This is a genomic window from Pseudomonas sp. W2Aug9 (assembly GCF_023127755.1).
GTDB classification, from domain to species: domain Bacteria; phylum Pseudomonadota; class Gammaproteobacteria; order Pseudomonadales; family Pseudomonadaceae; genus Aquipseudomonas; species Aquipseudomonas synxantha_A.
Genome location: NZ_SPKL01000006.1, coordinates 179,018 through 196,015, shown reverse-complemented (window position 1 = coordinate 196,015; position 16,998 = coordinate 179,018). Strand labels below are relative to the sequence as shown.

Genomic DNA, 16,998 nt, shown 5'->3' with positions numbered 1-16,998 from the left:
TATTTTTTAATGATTAGCTTATAGCCACAGGTAATTTAGAACCGCCGTGAATAGCGTTAGACGTTATCGATCCCAAGGCGGGCTATCCAGAGCGGTGCGCGACAACTATGCTTCACGCACATCTTAATGACTGATCTCTATGTGCGACCCAAATGAAAATTGACGATATCGATGCCTTTGTCGAAGTGATTCGTTGCCAGTCCATCAGCCATGCCGCCGAGTCGTTGCAACTGACCCAGCCGGCTATTACCCGCCGTGTGCAGAACTTTGAGCAGGCGCTGGGGGTGGAGCTGTTCGACCGCAACACCAAACCCCTCAAGCCGACGCTGATCGGCACCCGCGTCTATGAACAATGCCGGCTGATCCTGCGCGAGATGGATGCCCTGCGCGAACTGGTGGCCACCGATGCACCGCCCACCGGCGTGTTACGCCTGGGCGTTCCGCAAACCATTGGCGATGTGGTGTTGCTGGATGCGCTCAAGCACCTGCGCACTGAATACGCCGACCTGCGCGCCCAGGTTGCCACCGGCTGGGGCAGCCAACTGGTCGGCAAGATCGAGCGCGGCGAGCTGGATGCGGCGGTGGCGTTGTTCCCGGCGGGCAAGATTTTCCCGGACAACATTGTCGGCGAGTCCATCGGCAAGATGGAACTGGTGGTGGTCTGTGCCAAGGCGCAGTTGCCGAAGAAGCCGTGCAAGCTGGCGGACGTGTACCAGAACGGCTGGATCCTCAACCCGGATGGTTGCGGCTTCCGTGCCGGGCTGCAACGCACCTTGTCGGACCAGGGCCTGGCGCTGCGGGTCAACCTGGAAACCTTCGGCACCGAGTTGCAACTGGGTCTGGTGGCGGATGGGCTGGGCCTTGGCCTGGTGCCACGTCCGTTGCTGGAACGCAGCGCTCAGCGCGAGCACCTGGCAGTGATGCCGCTCAAGGATTTCAAACCGGTGATGGATTTGTGGCTGATCTATCCGCACTTTCTCGGCAACCTGCAAGGGCCGGTGGATGCGTTCGGGCAATGGGTGGCGGCTTCTTTGCATAAGGTTCGCGAAGTGGCGTGATATGAAAAAAAATAATAATTAGCTTAGATTAAAATGTGCTTTTTATTATTTTTTTGCTTCCCCTAGGCTGGCCTGACGTCCTTAAGGCCATCCAGGAAGTTTTGTCATGAGCAGCGTCACCTCGCTATCGAGTGTTTCCAATACTGTCCGCCAACGTGTTACGCCAGAAGAATGGGAGGTGCGTGTCAAACTGGCCGCCGCCTATCGCCTGGCGGCCCTGTACAAGTGGACCGACCATATCTATACCCATTTCTCGGCCCGTGTGCCGGGGCCCGATGAGCATTTCCTGATTAACGCCTTTGGGCTGTTGTTCGATGAAATCACTGCGTCCAACCTGGTTAAGGTCGATCTGGACGGCACTCTCGTCGATGATCCTACGGGCCTTGGCATCAACTACGCCGGTTATGTGATCCACAGCGCCATTCACGGCGCGCGCCACGATTTGCAAGCGGTGCTGCACACCCATACCCGCGACGGCATTGCCGTGTCGGCGCAGAAAGGCGGCTTGCTGCCGATCTCCCAGCACGCCATTGCGTTCTCGGGGCGCGTGGCCTACCACGGCTATGAAGGCGTGGCCCTGGACCTGGACGAGCGCGAGCGGCTGGTCGCGGATTTGGGCGACAAGAGCGTGATGATCCTGCGTAACCATGGCTTGTTGACGGCGGGTGTCAGCGTCGAGCACGCCTTTCAGCAACTGCAAGGCCTGGAGCGCGCGTGCAATATCCAGATTGCTGCGCAGGCGGCGGGGAATGCCGAGTTGGTTTTCCCGCCCGCAGAGGTGGTAGCCAAGGTCGAGCAGCAGGCCAAGGTGTTCAGCAATGGGGAAGGGCCGGGCGTGGCACGGCATTGGAATGCGCTGGTACGCCAGTTGGAGCGCACTGATACCGACTACAAGAACTGATCCTGAGTGCGCAGCAAATCAAATGTGGGAGGGAGCAAGCCCCCTCCCACATTGTTCTTAAGCCACTTGCTGGGCCTGTTCCCTCTCTGCGACCAACTGGCGGGTGAGGGGAATCAACTTCTTGCCATAGTCGATCGCATCATTGAGCGGATCAAACCCGCGAATCAGGAAAGTGGTAATCCCCAGGTCGTAGTAATCCAACAGTGCCTCTGCAACTTGTTCTGCGGTGCCCACCAACGAAGTGGAGTTGCCCTGTGCCCCGAGCAACCCGGCAATCCCGGTCCACAAACGCTTATCCAGCCGCGACCCCTGCGCCGCCGCCGCCAGCAACCGCCGCGAGCCTTCATTCGGCGGTTCACGGCGCACAAAGCCATTCTTCTCGGCCAGCGCCGTGGCCTGCTGCAGAATTTGCTCGGCACGTTGCCACGCCAGTTCCTCGGTGTCGGCGAGGATCGGCCGCAATGACAGGCTGAAGCGAATCGTGCGCCCATGCTTGGCGGCTTCGGCCCGCACCTGGCTCACCACGTCGCGCACCTGCTCATAGGTTTCACCCCACAGCGCATACACATCCGCATGCTTGCCGGCCACGGCAATCGCCGCCGCTGAAGAGCCGCCGAAATACAGCGGGATATGCGGCTGTTGTGGCGACTTCACCGTGGAGTGCGCGCCTTGCACTTGGTAGTACGTACCGGTGAAGTCGAAGGGATGCTCGCTGGTCCATTCCTGGCGCACCACGCTCAGGTACTCGTCGGTGCGCGCATAGCGTTCATCCTTGCCGATATGACTGCCATCGGCACGCAGTTCGTTGTCATCGCCACCGGTGATGATGTGCACGGCGGTACGCCCTCCGTTGAACACATCCAGCGTGGCGAACTGGCGGGCAGCCAGGGTGGGCTGGGCAAAGCCCGGGCGGTGGGCGATAAGAAATTGCAGTCGGGTGGTGACGCTGGCCGCATGGGCCGCGATCAACGTGCTGTCCGGGCTGTTGGAATGGAATGCCACCAGGGCGCGGTCGAACCCCGCCGTTTCGTGGGCACGGGCGACGCTTTCAACGTAGTCCGGTTGCAGAGTCGGGCCGCTGCGTGGATGGATTTCCGAGGCGTGGTGGCCGCCGATATAGCCGATGAATTCGATGCTCATGGTCAGGTCCTTGTCGAGGTCGGTAAACAAGCCTCCACCGGGCAGGGGGTCGGTCCGTCGCATGAAAGTAGGGCTCACGGGCGAATCTGTAAAATGCCGATTGGTTCTAACCTAATTATAAAATTAAAGAATAATTATGATTGATTATTATAGAAGCTGTTTTTTGGCTTCGATCTCAAATGGAGAGCGTTTATAGATAAGGCCTCTAAAAAACTGTTCTCGGACGTGGCGCATTTCTAATGCCTCGCCTTGGCTCGACAGCGCCTGCAAATGAACTACCTTGAGTGACGAGCCCTCCCAATCGGTACTCAAGTATGCGCACGTTATGGACGCGATATCTGGCGTTGCTGGACAACGACCTGAGCACACAGATCTTCGACAACGTAAAGAACCTGCTGGTGTGCGCGCTGTTGTTCGCAGCGGGGACCAATACGCTGGTGGGGCAACAGGAGTTGTTTATCGGGGTGTTCGCCTCCAACGTCGCCGGTTGGGGGTTGATTATCCTGTCGACGCTGTTGATGTTGCTGAACGTCAGTGACGGCATTCGAAGGCTGGCCAAGTTGCGCTATCACCTGGCGCTACAACTGTTGTTGATCCTGGTGTACGTGGTGGTTGCCGAGCGGGTGGTAGAGATTGTGTGGGGCTTCCGCGCCCATTGACGTATCCTGCGCGCCTGGTTTTTCACTGATTCAAACAAAGATGACAGGACAAGATATGCAGGCGCTGCTCGAGTCGATTCTCGACGAAGTGCGCCCCCTGATCGGCCTCGGCAAAGTGGCCGACTACATCCCTGCGCTGGCCGACGTGCCCGCCGACCAACTGGGCATTGCGGTCTACGGCAACGATGGCGCGGCCTACAGCGCCGGTGATGCCGACACACTGTTCTCGGTGCAAAGCATCTCCAAGGTCTTCAGCCTGGTGCAGGCCATCGATCACGGCGGCGAAAGCATCTGGGAACGCCTGGGCCATGAGCCCTCAGGGCAACCGTTCAACTCCATGGTGCAACTGGAATTCGAACGCGGCCGCCCGCGCAATCCGTTTATCAATGCCGGCGCTCTGGTGATCTGCGACATCAACCAATCGCGCTTTGCGGTGCCGATCTTGTCGATGCGCGACTTTGTACGGCGCTTGTCGGGTAACCCGCAGATCCTGGTCAACAGCGTGGTCGCCGAATCCGAAGCCCAGCACGGTGCGCGCAATGCGGCCATGGCCTACCTGATGAAATCCTTCGGCAACTTCCATAACGATGTGGACGCGGTGCTGCACAGCTACTTCAACTACTGCGCCTTGCAGATGAGCTGCCTGGACCTGGCCCGGGCGTTCAGCTTCCTCGCCAACGAAGGCGTGAGTGCCCACAGTGGCGAGCAGATTTTGACAGCGCGCCAGACCAAGCAGGTCAACTCGATCATGGCCACCAGCGGGCTGTATGACGAGGCGGGCAATTTTGCCTATCGCGTTGGGTTGCCGGGCAAGAGCGGGGTAGGCGGGGGGATCGTCGCGGTGGTACCGGGGCAGTTTACGGTGTGCGTGTGGTCGCCGGAGTTGAACGCGGCAGGGAACTCGCTGGCGGGGATGAAGGCGTTGGAATTGTTGAGTGAGCGGATTGGGTGGTCGGTGTTCTAGGGGCGAGTGGAATGCTGATCAACAGGCGCTATAAAAACACAATGTGGGAGGGGGCTTGCTCCCGATAGCCGTGTGTCAGATATAAATTAATTGACTGACGCACCGCTATCGGGAGCAAGCCCCCTCCCACATTTGCATCTTCAGTGTTCTGGGGAGTGGTGTACGGCCTGGCTTTATGCGGCGGGGCAGGCTTCACCAAGACTTTGTCTACCAGCAACTGCGCGCCTTCAGCATCCGGCAGATGCCCAGCGTTCATCCAGGCTGCCTGCGTCATCCTTGACGATCTTCGCGAGCAAACTCGCTCCTGCAGGAATCTAGCGACGTGGCTTTTTGAGGCGCGGCACAATCATGCCCACCTCACGCCTGTAGCGTCGATACCGCTCACCAAACAGCTGCACCAGATCCCTTTCTTCGAAACGGGCACCCACGAACAAATAAACCGACATCCCCAGCGCAAACAACAGATGGCCTGCCGTCATATGCGGGGTTGCCCAGAAAGCGATCAAAAATCCCAGGTACATCGGGTGACGCACGACACGGTAGAACAGCGGCGTTTTAAATATCGCCGCCTTTTGTGGGGTGTTTCGCCAATGATCAACGGCCTGTTTTAACCCGAACAGCTCGAAGTGACTGATCAGGAAGGTTGCCAGCAACACCATGCCCCAGCCCAGCCAGAACACACCTGACAACAGTGCCTTGGCCCAAGCCGCTTCAACCTCCCAGACGGTGTATGGAATGGGTTGCCACAGCCAGAACATCAACCCAAGCACCAGGCTGCTGAGCAGCACATAGGTGGAACGTTCAGCCACGGGGGGAATGAGTGTGGTCATTGTGTTCTTGAAGCTTCTACGTGCCATGAGGCTATGCTGGGCAGCGAACAGAATCATCAGCAGGCCGTTACTCAGCGCTGCAAGCGGCCAGTTGACAGGTTGCCCATCGTTAATGGCTTTGGGCACCAGCACGCTACCAGTGAAGCCTATAAGGTATAAAAACACGGTCAGGAAAATCAGATAGCAGGCAATGCTGTAGAGCAGCCAGGCCAGATGTACCGTGAGGTCGTTGGTTTGTTTTTGCGGACTCATGACGATTCCTTTCGCACATGGTGAGGGGATAAGTGAGTCAGACTAGTGGAATTTGTGCGGCCCTTAACCTGTGAGAATTGACAGTTGCTTAGATGGATTGGCGATTATCTTGCGTGGATTGTGGTGTGCTTGCCCAAACAAAAAATGCGCCCCTGGGGGCGCATTTTTTGTCAGTCAGCAATCACCTATTCAGGCAATCGCATCCCAAGCCCGATCACCGTTCTCGTCCTTGATCCGAGTCGGTAAGCCCATCACGTCCAGCGCTTTCAGGAACGGCTCAGCCGGCAGTTCCTCGACGTTGGCCATGTGCTTCACATCCCATTCACCACGCGCAACCAGCAGCGCTGCGGCTACCGGTGGTACGCCTGCGGTGTAGGAGATGCCCTGGCTGTCGGTCTCGGCAAAGGCTTCTTCATGGCAGGCCACGTTGTAGATGAACATCTCGCGTGGTTGGCCGCCTTTGGTGCCTTTGACCAGGTCGCCGATGCAGGTCTTGCCGGTGTAGCCCGGGGCAAGCGATGACGGGTCGGGCAGCACGGCCTTGACCACTTTCAACGGCACCACTTCCAGGCCTTCGGCGGTCTTGACCGGTTTTTCCGAGAGCAGGCCGAGGTTTTTCAGCACGGTGAACACGTTGATGTAGTGCTCGCCAAAGCTCATCCAGAACCGCACGTTGGGCACGTCGAGGTTTTTCGACAGCGAGTGCACTTCATCGTGGCCGGTGAGGTAGAGGTTTTGCGAGCCGACTACCGGCAGGTCGTCGGTACGTTTGACTTCGAACATGGTGTTGCTGGTCCACTGGCTGTTCTGCCAGCTCCACACCTGCCCGGTGAATTCGCGGAAGTTGATTTCCGGATCGAAATTGGTGGCGAAGTATTTGCCATGGGAGCCGGCATTGACGTCGAGAATGTCGATCGAATCAATGCGGTCGAAATGCTGTTGCTGCGCCAGCGCGGCGTACGCGTTGACGACACCCGGGTCGAAGCCCACGCCAAGGATGGCGGTGATGTTCTTCTGTTTGCATTCTTCCAGGTGATTCCATTCGTAGTTGCCGTACCACGGCGGGGTCTCGCAGACCTTGCCCGGCTCTTCGTGGATGGCGGTGTCGAGGTAGGCAACGCCCGTGTCGATGCAGGCACGCAGCACCGACATGTTGAGAAACGCGGAACCTACGTTGATGACGATCTGCGACTCGGTCTCGCGGATCAGGGCCTTGGTCGCTTCCACGTCCAGGGCGTTCAGCGCAAAGGCCTGGATATCGGCGGGTGCCTTGAGGCTACCCTTGGCCTTGACGCTGTCGATGATGGCCTGGCATTTGGAGATGTTGCGCGACGCGATAGCAATACGACCGAGTTCGTCGTTGTGCTGCGCGCACTTGTGGGCCACCACCTTGGCGACACCTCCTGCACCAATGATAAGAACGTTCTTTTTCAATTGCTTTATTTCTCCTATATCCGCCAGCTTAGGAAAGGCTGGACAGGTAGTCGTCGTAACCAAATTCACGAACCACCTCGACTGTACCGTCGAGTTGTTTCACTACGATGGACGGCATTTTCAGGCCGTTGAACCAATTTTTCTTGACCATGGTGTAGCCCGCGGTGTCGATGAACGACAGCCGATCGCCGATGGCCAGCGGACGATCAAATTGATACTCGCCGAAGATGTCCCCGGCCAGGCAGGATTTGCCGCACACCATGTAGGTATGTTCGCCCTCGCTCGGCGCCAGCTTGGCGTTGAGGCGATAGATCAGCAGGTCCAGCAGGTGGGCTTCGATGGAGCTGTCTACCACGGCGAGGTTCTTGCCGTTGTAGAGGGTGTCGAGCACGGTGACTTCCAGGGAGGCGCTATTAGTGATCGCTGCTTCGCCGGGTTCCAGGTACACCTGCACGCCGTACTTCTCGGAAAACGCCTTCAAGCGCGCGCAGAACGCGTCCAGCGCATAGCCTTCACCGGTGAAATGGATGCCGCCGCCGAGGCTGACCCACTTGACCTTGTGCAGCAGCTCACCGAAGCGTTCCTCGATGGTGCCGAGCATCTTGTCGAACAGGTTGAAGTCGCCGTTCTCGCAGTTGTTGTGGAACATGAAGCCGGAGATCTGATCGATCACGGCATCGATCTTCACCGGGTCCCACTCGCCCAGGCGGCTGAACGGGCGCGCAGGGTCGGCCAGCAGGTAATCGGAGCTGCTCACCTGCGGGTTTACGCGCAGGCCACGGGTCTTGCCTTCGCTGCGCTCGGCAAAGCGCTGCAGCTGGCTGATGGAGTTGAAGATGATCTTGTCGCAGTTCTCGAGCATCTCTTCGATTTCATCGTCGGCCCAGGCCACGCTGTAGGCGTGCGCTTCACCTTCGAACTTCTGGCGACCGAGCTTCAACTCGTACAGCGACGACGAGGTGGTGCCGTCCATGTATTGCTGCATCAAGTCGAACACCGACCAAGTGGCAAAACACTTGAGCGCCAGCAGAGCCTTGGCGCCGGACTGCTCGCGCACGTAGGCAATCTTCTGCATGTTGACCAGAAGCTTCTGTTTATCGATGAGGTAGTACGGCGTTTTGATCATTTTTGAGAGCCTGCGGCGGTGCCTGCCAAAAAAGGACACGCATTGTGCCCGCACTTGGGGCAGATCGAAAGGTTAGCGGGCGGAAATTGCACGCTTGCGTTTAAGCATACGGAACGAGTGTGACCGTTCGTTAGGATGACGGTAATAACTGCCAGTGCGGTTATGGGCAATGCGCAGTCGTACGAACATGAATGGATCTTGTGATGATCTAGAATTAAATGAGTTTGTCTCACTATTGCCGACTGCCGACAATGAGCGCCATAAACATCGACATTGGAGCTTTACGTCATGGCAGTCGCTCATTCCCTCGGATTTCCGCGCATTGGACGCGATCGTGAACTGAAAAAAGCGCAGGAAGCGTTCTGGAAAGGCGAGCTCGACGAAGCCGGCCTGCGCGCCGTTGGCCGTGACCTGCGCAAGACCCATTGGGCGCTGCAAAAACAGGCTGGTATTGAACTGCTGCCTGCTGGTGATTTCGCCTGGTACGACCAGGTGCTGACTCACTCGCTGATGTTTGGCGTGATCCCCGAGCGTTTCCGCCCGGCCGATGGCCACGCCACGTTGCACACCTTGTTCGCCATGGCTCGCGGCGTCAGTGACAACTGCTGCGGCGGTGCTCACGCCCAGGAGATGACCAAGTGGTTTGATACCAACTATCACTATTTGGTGCCGGAGTTCAGCGCCGATCAGCAGTTCCACCTGGGTTGGGATCAACTGTTCGAAGAGGTCAAGGAAGCCCGTGACCTGGGCCACACCGTCAAGCCTGTCGTCATTGGCCCACTGACCTACCTGTGGCTGGGCAAGGCCAAGGGCGACGCTTTTGACAAGCTTGATCTGCTTGAGCGCTTGCTGCCGCTGTACGGGCAGATCTTCCAGCGCCTGGCGGACCTGGGCGTTGAGTGGGTGCAGATTGATGAGCCGATCCTGGTGCTCGACTTGCCGCAGGATTGGAAGAACGCGTTTGAGCGTGCCTATAACCTGATCCAGCGGGACCCGCTGAAAAAACTGGTGGCTACCTACTTCGGTGGCCTGGAAGAAAATCTCGGCCTGGCGGCCAACTTGCCGGTGGATGGCCTGCACATCGATCTGGTGAGAGCACCGGAACAGTACCCGACCATCCTGGATCGCTTACCGGCCTATAAGGTGTTGTCCCTGGGCGTGGTCAATGGCCGCAACGTGTGGCGTTGCGACCTGGAGAAGGCCCTGGCCACGTTGCAGCATGCCCATGAGAAGCTCGGCGATCGCCTGTGGGTCGCGCCGTCCTGCTCGTTATTGCACAGCCCGGTCGACCTGGGCCGTGAAGACAAGTTGGATGCCGAGTTGAAAAGCTGGCTGGCCTTTGCCGTGCAAAAGTGCGAAGAAGTGGCGCTGCTGGCCCAGGCTGTCGACCAGCCCGAGGCACCCGCTGTACTTGCCGCCCTGGCTGAAAGCCGTGCCGTACAGGTTGCTCGCCAGGCATCGACACGGATCCACAAGCCTGCCGTACAAGCCCGCGTCGCCGCCATCACCGAGCAGGACAGCCAGCGCCAATCGCCGTTTGCCCAGCGTATCGAGAAGCAGCGCGCCGGCCTGAACCTGCCACTGTTGCCGACCACCACCATCGGTTCGTTCCCGCAGACCGCGTCGATCCGCCTGGCGCGCCAGTCGTACAAGGCTGGCAAGTTGAGCGAAGCCGAATACGTCGAAGCCATGCACAGCGAGATCAAGCACGCTGTCCAGGTGCAGGAAAACCTCGGCCTGGATGTGCTGGTGCACGGTGAGGCCGAGCGTAACGACATGGTCGAGTACTTCGCCGAACAACTGGATGGCTACGCGTTCACTCGTTTCGGCTGGGTGCAGAGCTACGGTTCTCGTTGCGTGAAGCCGGCAGTGATCTTCGGTGACCTGAGCCGACCGAAAGCCATGACCGTGGAGTGGATCCGCTACGCCCAGGGGCTGACCGACAAGGTATTGAAGGGCATATTGACCGGCCCGGTAACGATGCTGATGTGGTCGTTCCCGCGGGAAGATGTGAGCCGCGAAGTGCAGGCCCGGCAACTGGCCCTGGCGATTCGTGACGAAGTGGTGGACCTGGAAGCCGCCGGCATCAAGATCGTGCAGATTGACGAAGCCGCGTTCCGCGAAGGGTTGCCGTTACGCCAGGCGCAGTGGCAACACTATCTGGACTGGGCCACTGAAGTGTTCCGCCTGTGCGCCTGTGGTGTGCGCGACGAAACCCAGATCCACACTCACATGTGCTACAGCGAGTTCAACGATGTGATCGAGTCGATCGCAGCGATGGATGCCGACGTGATTACCATCGAAACGTCGCGTTCGGACATGGAGTTGCTTGATGCCTTTGAAGCCTTTGACTACCCGAACGACATCGGCCCCGGTGTGTATGACATCCACTCGCCACGGGTGCCGGATGTATCGCAGATGGCTAACTTGCTGCGCAAGGCCGCCAAGCGGATTCCGGCAGAGCGTTTGTGGGTCAACCCCGATTGCGGCTTGAAGACCCGCGGTTGGCCGGAGACGGAGGCGGCGCTCATTCACATGGTCACCGCCGCCCGCCAACTGCGCGCCGAATTGGCCTGATATTGTCTGCAAGTGTGGGAGGGGGCTTGCCCCCGTGGCGGCCTGACAGCCGAAGCATCTCTACCTGACACCCCAGGATCTAAATGTGGGAGGGGGCTTGCTCCCGATGGCGGCCTGACAGCCGACCAGGATGTTGGATCAGACCGAGTACATATCCATTCCTGCGGTAACGGCTGATATTGGTTCCGCTTTTACAGCGGCTCACTTTTGAAAAGCGCAAAAGCAAAAACGCTCTTGCCCCACCACTCGGCACCTCGCTTAGGCTCGGTGTGCCCGTAATCCGACACTGATTTGGGGGGGGCGCCTAAGATCAAGATCAAAAGCAGATCAAGAGCGGCTCGCTTCGCATCGTGGTTACGGTCGGCAGCTACAAAGTTGTGTAGATACCTATGCCCCGATAGCGGTAGTTCAGCCAAGGAATTGGATACTGATCCACCGCTATCGGGAGCAAGCCTCCTCCCACATTTTGAGCCGCGTCAGGTCAGAGGTACTTGAGCCAGGCGATATCGCGCCGGCGCGCTTTGAGCCCGGCAAACCAACGTACCGGCGGGTATAGCACCAGCGGCAACACCAAAGCTGTCAGCCACACCGCACCGATGCTGTCGAAGCCGAAATAGTTGCCGTGGTTGAGCCCAAGCCACGCCACACAGGCGACATACAGCACCTTCAACACATACAGATGCAGTAGATAAAAGAACATCGGCGCTGCGCCAAACACCGCCAGCACGCCAATCCAGCGCTTATGCCCAGCGCGTTCGAATGCCAGCAACAGCAACAACCCAACCCCCAACGTCAACGCCAGGAACAACAGCGACGGCGGGTACTTGGTGATGTTGAAGAAGCTCATCAGGGTCTGCACGCCATTGTCATACACGTACCAAGGCTGCTCGCCGTAGCCATTGACTGCCCGCAGCAGCACAAAACCCATTAATGCCGTCACGCCCGCGATCAGCAAATGACGCTGACGCACAGCCGGTAGTGCGGTAGCGGCAAACCATGGCCCGAATCCATAACCCAGGGCGATCACACCGATCCACGGCAGCACCGGATAAGTCACGCGCAGACGCAGGTTTTCCGACGCCTCGATCCAGCTGCGCTCATGCAGGATTGACCAGCCACTCTGCAACGCCGAATTCTGGGCAAAGTGCACTCCGTCGAGCAGGTTATGCCCGGCGATGATCATCAGCGCCAAGCTGATCAGCAGCGGGCGCGGCAACCACACCAGTGCTGCGAGGGCGATCATGCTCACGCCGATGGCCCAGATCACTTGCATATAGATCACACTGGGCGGCAACTGGAAGGTCCACGCGAAGTTGACCAAGGTGAATTCCAGCACCACCAGAAACAGCCCACGTTTGAACAAAAAGGCCGACACATCGCGTCGCCCCTGATACTTCTGGCCGTACAGCCACGCCGACAATCCAGTGAGCAACACAAATACCGGCGCGCAGAGATGGGCGAGGGTGCGGCTGACAAACAGCGCAGGCTCGGTGCTGTCGATGCTCATGGGGTCGCTGACCTGGCGATGCAACAGGAAGGTTTCACGCACGTGGTCCAGTAGCATGAACAGGATCACCAGGCCGCGCAGGGCGTCGATGGACTGCAGGCGTTGGCGTAAGGTAGTAGCGTCAGTCATAAGTGGGAATCACAAGCGGGCAAATAATTGACGTTATCCTATAACATTTATTGAGGCACATGATGATCAGCATGAAGACGCAATCAGCCGAGGCCGTGATCGAATTCTGGAAACAGGCGGGGCCCAAGCGTTGGTTCGCCAAGGACGATGGCTTCGATACAGCCTTTCGCGACACCTTCCACGCCACCCATATGCAAGCCGCGCGGCGCGAGCTGGACGGTTGGCTGGCCACGGCCGACGGCGCACTGGCGTTATTGATCCTGCTGGACCAATACCCGCGCAACGCCTTTCGCGGCACTGCGCATATGTTCGCCACCGACCCGCTGGCGCGTCTGTATGCGCAGCAGATGGTGGACGCCGGGTTGGATCAACAGATCGATCCCCAGTTACGCGCGTTTTGTTATTTACCGTTTGAGCATTCGGAAGACCCGCAAGACCAGCAGCGCTCGTTGGTGCTTAACCAGCAGTTGGACGCCAGCACCTATCACTGGGCCAGGGAACATGCCGATATTATCCAGCGGTTTGGGCGCTTTCCCCATCGCAATGCGGTGTTGGGCAGGGTCACCACCGAGCAGGAGCACCTGTTCCTCAAAGCGGGTGGTTTCGCTGGTTGATGCTATTCCCATCAGGAATGCCCCCATAAAAACCCTGCATTGTCCTTATCGACCTGAATCTCGTAGCGTGGCGTTTCATCTTCGGAGATAGCCCATGAGCCAACCCCCGCTGCGCCTCTACGTTGATTCGCTGTTCACCAGCCCCTACGCCATGTCGGTGTTCGTTGCCCTGCGGGAAAAAGGCCTGACGTTCGACACGGTCACCCTGGACCTGGATGCTGGGCAAAACCAGTCGGCAGATTACGCCCAGCGCTCCCTGACCCAACGGGTACCGACTCTGGAGCACGGTGATTTTACGCTGTCGGAATCTTCGGCAATCACTGAGTACCTGGACCAGGCGTACCCCCAGATCAGCGTTTACCCGGCTGATCTGCAGCAGCGGGCGAGGGCGCGGCAGGTTCAGGCATGGTTGCGCAGCGACTTGCTGCCGATTCGCCAGGAACGCTCGACGCTGGTGGTGTTCTGCGGGCAGAAGATGCCGCCTCTATCGCCGGTGGCTCAGGCTGCTGCGCGTAAGTTGATCGGCGCGGCGCAGGTTCTCCTGGCAGGCAACCCTGAGCATTTGTTTGGCGAGTGGTCGATCGTCGATGTAGACCTGGCGGTGATGCTCAATCGCCTGATCCTCAACGGCGACCCCGTGCCGGCCGAGCTGGTGATGTACGCGCAACGCCAGTGGCAACGGCCGTCAGTGCGGGAGTGGGTCAACCTGCGACGGCCTGTGCTCTAGCTGCCACTCTTCCTCGACACGTCGGTCCAGGTCCTCCCAGTGGGCCATGCCCAACACCCGCATGGTGTTCAAGCCCCGCAGGTAACCACGCAGTTGCTGGGCGCTGGCCGAGCGTTGTTTGGCGTCGGCACTTGGGTCCAGCAACACTTCTTCATACTCGACCAGGTAATCGGCGACCCGCTCGCGAAATTCCGGCAGTACGGCATCGCGGATACGGTCGAAGGTTTTCTGGTAGGGCTTCATGGCGGGGTCCTTATAGGTTTTATGGGCTGCCTGACACTATTGGTTCAAATGATAGTCACCATCAAGGATCACAAGTTCTGTTTTTTCGCCAAGCGCGCAGAATCTGCTCATCCAGACGCAGCTCAAGGAAATGCGCGATGAGGACGATTATCCAGCTTACTTTAATGGCCCTGATGTTGGGCACCACCCTCATGACCACCCCGGCGATTGCCGATGAGCTGCGTACAGGCCATTTGCTGCCGCTGGCCGCTAGCGTAGAATCCCTGCAACGCACCCAGAGGGTAGGGGTGTTGTTCAGCGAAAATACCCGCGACAACCTCATCTACCTTGAGCGCTACCATGCCATGGCACTTAACGGCGCCAAGGATGCTCTGGATGGGCGGATTCGCCAGGCGTTCGTCAACAGCTCCGATCCCGAGCTGGCCATCGACTGGTTGATGAACTCGCTGCAGGGCGCTTTTTTCTCGGTGACGGTCTATGGCAGCCTGGATGACATGGTGCAGGCGCATCCGGATGTGGTGGTGGTGCTCGATACCCATAACCAATTGCTGACCCAGCGTAACGACCGGGTCGAGGCACGCTTTGCAGCACGCTTCTATGACGCGAACCTACAATACATCGCCAAGGCCGAAGGTTCGGTGGACAGGCAAGTGCCGTCAGTGTGGGTGCACGGCAAGGCGGCGCCGGAGATTGCCGCGCTGATCGAGCAGCAGCGAGATGTACAGCAAGATGCCCTGAAGCAGTTCGATGTGTCGCTCAAGGCCCTGGTTCGCGCAGGTTGATTCGCGAGTGGATGTGAACCCTATTGGTTATTTTCAGGAATCTGTATGCGCTCTTTTTTCGCTCCGGCCCTGGCTTTTGCAGCCTCGTTGCTGACCGGTTGTATCACGGCTCCCAATGCCCCATCGCTGACCCTGCAAACCGACAAGACCCCCGAAGGCTATGTGCAATGCGTATTGCCCAAGCTGGAAAAACACGGCATCACCTCGACCGTGACGCAGAATTCGCGTCACGCCAAGGTGCTGTTGACCAGCAAGATTGCTGCTGATGATGTGCTGGAAGCCTACAAGTCCCAGGACGGCACCAAAGTGTTCCTGTATGAGCGCAAACCGCTGGCCTCGGCGATCAAACCGTCGCGGCTTGAGCAGGCGGCCCAGGACTGCAAGTAAGCCCGCTCTGAAAGGCAATGCATTTCAAAATGTGGGAGGGGGCTTGCTCCCGATGGCGGTGGGTCAGCTACAGATGAGCTGACTGACACACTGCTATCGGGAGCAAGCCCCCTCCCACATTTGGACCAACACTCGGCTCAGGGTTTGGCTTCGTTGCTGAAACTGCTCACGGTCTTGATCAGCCCCAGCGCCGCCAACGCCACCAACTCACCGCCTTTCTCCACCGTCGCCAGCGCCGGGTCCGAACCCATGCGGCCATCGGGGAAGCGCGCGCGAAAGTCCAGCGCCTCGCGGATCGGCCCGGTGTTGGCAATTTGCGGTGAGTAATCGGCAGACTTGATCGACTGCGGGTAAGCCCACTGCGTCACCGCAATCTCCGACGGCGTGGCGTGGCTGCCGTGGCCGACCGGGAATTGGCGCTGGGCCAGGTCGGTGACGCCTTCCAGGTCCCACCAGTTCACCAGCTTCAGCGCAAACCCGGCCGGGCGACGGGCGAAGCTGGCTTCGGCGTACAGCTCGGAAAACGCCGCTTCGATCGTGGCGATATTGCCGCCGTGGCCGTTCAGGAACAGGATTTTCTCGAAGCCATGCCCGGCCAGCGAACGCACCCAATCGCCAATCGCGGCGATAAAGGTGGAAGGGCGCAGCGAGATGGTGCCGGGAAACCCCAGGTGGTGCTGGGCCATGCCGATATTGAAAGTCGGGCCGATCAGGATGTCGGCGTCTTTTTGCGCTTCATGGGCGATGATCTCCGGGCACATCCAGTCGGTGCCCAGCAGGCCCGTGGGGCCGTGTTGTTCGTTGGAGCCGATGGGGATCACGACCGTGCGGCTGCGTTCCAGGAACTGCCCGATTTCGATCCAGGTGCTGGTGTGTAGAAGCATGCGAGGCTCTCTTTTATCTGTGGGGACAGGCTATCCGCCACGGATTGTACGACTACTCGCTACCTGTTGGGGCTTGCAATTGAGGTACGTCGAGGACTTCAACCAGCGCTGGTCGGGGTACCAGGAAAACATGAACTGCCCATCCTTGAGCTTGTCTACCACTTGACGGGCGACCTGCGGGCGTACTGCCGGGCAGCCCTGGCTGCGGCCGATGCGGCCTTCGCGCTTGCTCCACAACGGGCTGACGTAGTCGGCGGCATGGATCACGATGGCGCGGTCGCGCGCCAGGTCATTGAAGCCGGGCTCCAGGCCATCCATGCGCAGCGAGTAGCCATGAGCACCGAGGTAGCTTTCCTGGGTGCGGAACAAGCCCAGGCTGGATTGATGGCTGCCTTCGAGATTGGAGAACTGGGTGGCGAAGTTTTCCCCGGACTTGGCGCCATGCGCCACCAAGTCACGCAGCAGCAGGGTCTGTTTGCGCAAATCGAAGATCCACAGCCGACGGGCGGTCGAGGGCTGGGAGTAGTCAATAACCGCTAGGCGATCGGAACGTTCTTCGCCGTTATTGACGGCGCACTGCACCGCGCTCAGGGCGCTTTTGAGTACAGTGGGATTGAGTTCTGGAGCCGAGCGCGCCAGGCTGCTATACAAGGAAGGTGGGGTGCCAGTGGCCGCGAGCGCAAAATTGCTCAGTAAAGCCAGGCCCCCGGTGATCAAGCCGAGGTGGCGCATAAAAGTCAGCATCTACAGTCGATTCCCCCGCTGTGGAGTGGAGCTAAGTCAA

The 16,998-nt window shown here is 58.9% G+C and carries 17 protein-coding genes; 9 read left to right on the top strand and 8 right to left on the bottom strand.

Going from position 1 to position 16,998, the window contains the following annotated elements:
- Nucleotides 1-152 precede the first annotated feature (152 nt).
- Both E3O56_RS03970 and E3O56_RS03965 read left to right on the top strand, forming a co-directional pair.
- Nucleotides 153-1,058: a LysR family transcriptional regulator gene (locus E3O56_RS03970; protein ID WP_078821120.1), complete on the top strand. Its 906-nt coding sequence runs from the start codon at nucleotides 153-155 to the stop codon at nucleotides 1,056-1,058.
- A gap of 106 nt (nucleotides 1,059-1,164) precedes the next feature.
- Complete coding sequence (locus tag E3O56_RS03965) at nucleotides 1,165-1,959, top strand: class II aldolase/adducin family protein (RefSeq protein ID WP_005787679.1); 795 nt, start codon at nucleotides 1,165-1,167, stop codon at nucleotides 1,957-1,959.
- A 57-nt stretch (nucleotides 1,960-2,016) separates the two neighbouring features.
- Here E3O56_RS03965 and E3O56_RS03960 read toward each other — a convergent pair whose 3' ends face one another.
- Nucleotides 2,017-3,099, bottom strand: a complete 1,083-nt coding sequence (locus tag E3O56_RS03960) for an LLM class flavin-dependent oxidoreductase (protein WP_248127911.1) — start codon at nucleotides 3,097-3,099, stop codon at nucleotides 2,017-2,019.
- Nucleotides 3,100-3,413: 314 nt separating this feature from the next.
- Here E3O56_RS03960 and E3O56_RS03955 point away from each other — a divergent pair, with 314 nt between their 5' ends.
- A complete protein-coding gene (locus tag E3O56_RS03955; protein WP_032876239.1) occupies nucleotides 3,414-3,758 on the top strand; it encodes a hypothetical protein in 345 nt (114 codons plus the stop codon).
- Nucleotides 3,759-3,813: 55 nt separating this feature from the next.
- Nucleotides 3,814-4,722 carry a glutaminase B gene (glsB, locus tag E3O56_RS03950; protein WP_248127897.1) on the top strand — a complete coding sequence of 303 codons (909 nt, stop codon included), beginning with the start codon at nucleotides 3,814-3,816 and terminating at the stop codon, nucleotides 4,720-4,722.
- A gap of 314 nt (nucleotides 4,723-5,036) precedes the next feature.
- On the opposite strand, the gene mddA is transcribed toward glsB, so the two are convergent.
- The 3 genes from mddA to E3O56_RS03935 all read right to left on the bottom strand — a co-directional run bounded on the left by mddA (nucleotide 5,037) and on the right by E3O56_RS03935 (nucleotide 8,364).
- Complete coding sequence (gene mddA / locus E3O56_RS03945; protein WP_078821123.1) at nucleotides 5,037-5,804, bottom strand: methanethiol S-methyltransferase; 768 nt, start codon at nucleotides 5,802-5,804, stop codon at nucleotides 5,037-5,039.
- Between the two features lie 189 nt (nucleotides 5,805-5,993).
- A complete protein-coding gene (locus E3O56_RS03940; protein ID WP_216091234.1) occupies nucleotides 5,994-7,238 on the bottom strand; it encodes a saccharopine dehydrogenase family protein in 1,245 nt (414 codons plus the stop codon).
- A 28-nt stretch (nucleotides 7,239-7,266) separates the two neighbouring features.
- The gene (locus E3O56_RS03935) at nucleotides 7,267-8,364 is read right to left on the bottom strand and encodes a carboxynorspermidine decarboxylase (protein ID WP_032876228.1); all 1,098 of its coding nucleotides are present in this window, start codon (nucleotides 8,362-8,364) and stop codon (nucleotides 7,267-7,269) included.
- A gap of 288 nt (nucleotides 8,365-8,652) precedes the next feature.
- On the opposite strand from E3O56_RS03935, the gene metE reads away from it, so the two are divergent.
- A complete protein-coding gene (metE, locus tag E3O56_RS03930; RefSeq protein ID WP_248127896.1) occupies nucleotides 8,653-10,941 on the top strand; it encodes a 5-methyltetrahydropteroyltriglutamate--homocysteine S-methyltransferase in 2,289 nt (762 codons plus the stop codon).
- Between the two features lie 481 nt (nucleotides 10,942-11,422).
- Here metE and E3O56_RS03925 read toward each other — a convergent pair whose 3' ends face one another.
- Nucleotides 11,423-12,577: a DUF1624 domain-containing protein gene (locus E3O56_RS03925; RefSeq protein WP_248127895.1), complete on the bottom strand. Its 1,155-nt coding sequence runs from the start codon at nucleotides 12,575-12,577 to the stop codon at nucleotides 11,423-11,425.
- Between the two features lie 71 nt (nucleotides 12,578-12,648).
- On the opposite strand from E3O56_RS03925, the gene E3O56_RS03920 reads away from it, so the two are divergent.
- Together E3O56_RS03920 and yfcF are read left to right on the top strand one after the other, a co-directional pair.
- Nucleotides 12,649-13,191, top strand: a complete 543-nt coding sequence (locus tag E3O56_RS03920; protein WP_032880980.1) for a DUF924 family protein — start codon at nucleotides 12,649-12,651, stop codon at nucleotides 13,189-13,191.
- 94 nt (nucleotides 13,192-13,285) lie between these two features.
- Nucleotides 13,286-13,918 carry a glutathione transferase gene (yfcF, locus tag E3O56_RS03915; protein WP_148853668.1) on the top strand — a complete coding sequence of 211 codons (633 nt, stop codon included), beginning with the start codon at nucleotides 13,286-13,288 and terminating at the stop codon, nucleotides 13,916-13,918.
- Here yfcF and E3O56_RS03910 read toward each other — a convergent pair.
- On the bottom strand, nucleotides 13,877-14,161 hold the full coding sequence (locus E3O56_RS03910) for a hypothetical protein (RefSeq protein ID WP_032876218.1): 285 nt from the start codon (nucleotides 14,159-14,161) through the stop codon (nucleotides 13,877-13,879). The genes yfcF and E3O56_RS03910 overlap by 42 nt on opposite strands.
- Nucleotides 14,162-14,298: 137 nt before the next feature.
- On the opposite strand from E3O56_RS03910, the gene E3O56_RS03905 reads away from it, so the two are divergent.
- The gene (locus tag E3O56_RS03905; protein ID WP_078821128.1) at nucleotides 14,299-14,943 is read left to right on the top strand and encodes an ATPase; all 645 of its coding nucleotides are present in this window, start codon (nucleotides 14,299-14,301) and stop codon (nucleotides 14,941-14,943) included.
- Nucleotides 14,944-14,988: 45 nt separating this feature from the next.
- Nucleotides 14,989-15,330, top strand: coding sequence for a hypothetical protein (locus E3O56_RS03900; protein ID WP_032876214.1), 342 nt, complete (start codon nucleotides 14,989-14,991; stop codon nucleotides 15,328-15,330).
- Nucleotides 15,331-15,467: 137 nt separating this feature from the next.
- On the opposite strand, the gene E3O56_RS03895 is transcribed toward E3O56_RS03900, so the two are convergent.
- Both E3O56_RS03895 and E3O56_RS03890 read right to left on the bottom strand, forming a co-directional pair.
- Complete coding sequence (locus tag E3O56_RS03895; protein ID WP_248127894.1) at nucleotides 15,468-16,214, bottom strand: creatininase family protein; 747 nt, start codon at nucleotides 16,212-16,214, stop codon at nucleotides 15,468-15,470.
- A 30-nt stretch (nucleotides 16,215-16,244) separates the two neighbouring features.
- Nucleotides 16,245-16,958, bottom strand: coding sequence for a murein L,D-transpeptidase catalytic domain family protein (locus E3O56_RS03890; protein WP_032876209.1), 714 nt, complete (start codon nucleotides 16,956-16,958; stop codon nucleotides 16,245-16,247).
- Between the last annotated feature and the right edge of the window lie 40 nt (nucleotides 16,959-16,998).

Coding starts and splice junctions, on each gene's coding strand:
- E3O56_RS03895 (WP_248127894.1), bottom strand. CDS start 16,214: ATGCTTCTACACACCAGCACCTGGATCGAAATCGGGCAGTTCCTGGAA.
- E3O56_RS03925 (WP_248127895.1), bottom strand. CDS start 12,577: ATGACTGACGCTACTACCTTACGCCAACGCCTGCAGTCCATCGACGCC.
- E3O56_RS03910 (WP_032876218.1), bottom strand. CDS start 14,161: ATGAAGCCCTACCAGAAAACCTTCGACCGTATCCGCGATGCCGTACTG.
- mddA (WP_078821123.1), bottom strand. CDS start 5,804: ATGAGTCCGCAAAAACAAACCAACGACCTCACGGTACATCTGGCCTGG.
- glsB (WP_248127897.1), top strand. CDS start 3,814: ATGCAGGCGCTGCTCGAGTCGATTCTCGACGAAGTGCGCCCCCTGATC.
- E3O56_RS03935 (WP_032876228.1), bottom strand. CDS start 8,364: ATGATCAAAACGCCGTACTACCTCATCGATAAACAGAAGCTTCTGGTC.
- yfcF (WP_148853668.1), top strand. CDS start 13,286: ATGAGCCAACCCCCGCTGCGCCTCTACGTTGATTCGCTGTTCACCAGC.
- E3O56_RS03920 (WP_032880980.1), top strand. CDS start 12,649: ATGAAGACGCAATCAGCCGAGGCCGTGATCGAATTCTGGAAACAGGCG.
- E3O56_RS03900 (WP_032876214.1), top strand. CDS start 14,989: ATGCGCTCTTTTTTCGCTCCGGCCCTGGCTTTTGCAGCCTCGTTGCTG.
- E3O56_RS03965 (WP_005787679.1), top strand. CDS start 1,165: ATGAGCAGCGTCACCTCGCTATCGAGTGTTTCCAATACTGTCCGCCAA.
- E3O56_RS03970 (WP_078821120.1), top strand. CDS start 153: ATGAAAATTGACGATATCGATGCCTTTGTCGAAGTGATTCGTTGCCAG.
- E3O56_RS03905 (WP_078821128.1), top strand. CDS start 14,299: ATGAGGACGATTATCCAGCTTACTTTAATGGCCCTGATGTTGGGCACC.
- metE (WP_248127896.1), top strand. CDS start 8,653: ATGGCAGTCGCTCATTCCCTCGGATTTCCGCGCATTGGACGCGATCGT.
- E3O56_RS03960 (WP_248127911.1), bottom strand. CDS start 3,099: ATGAGCATCGAATTCATCGGCTATATCGGCGGCCACCACGCCTCGGAA.
- E3O56_RS03890 (WP_032876209.1), bottom strand. CDS start 16,958: ATGCTGACTTTTATGCGCCACCTCGGCTTGATCACCGGGGGCCTGGCT.
- E3O56_RS03955 (WP_032876239.1), top strand. CDS start 3,414: ATGCGCACGTTATGGACGCGATATCTGGCGTTGCTGGACAACGACCTG.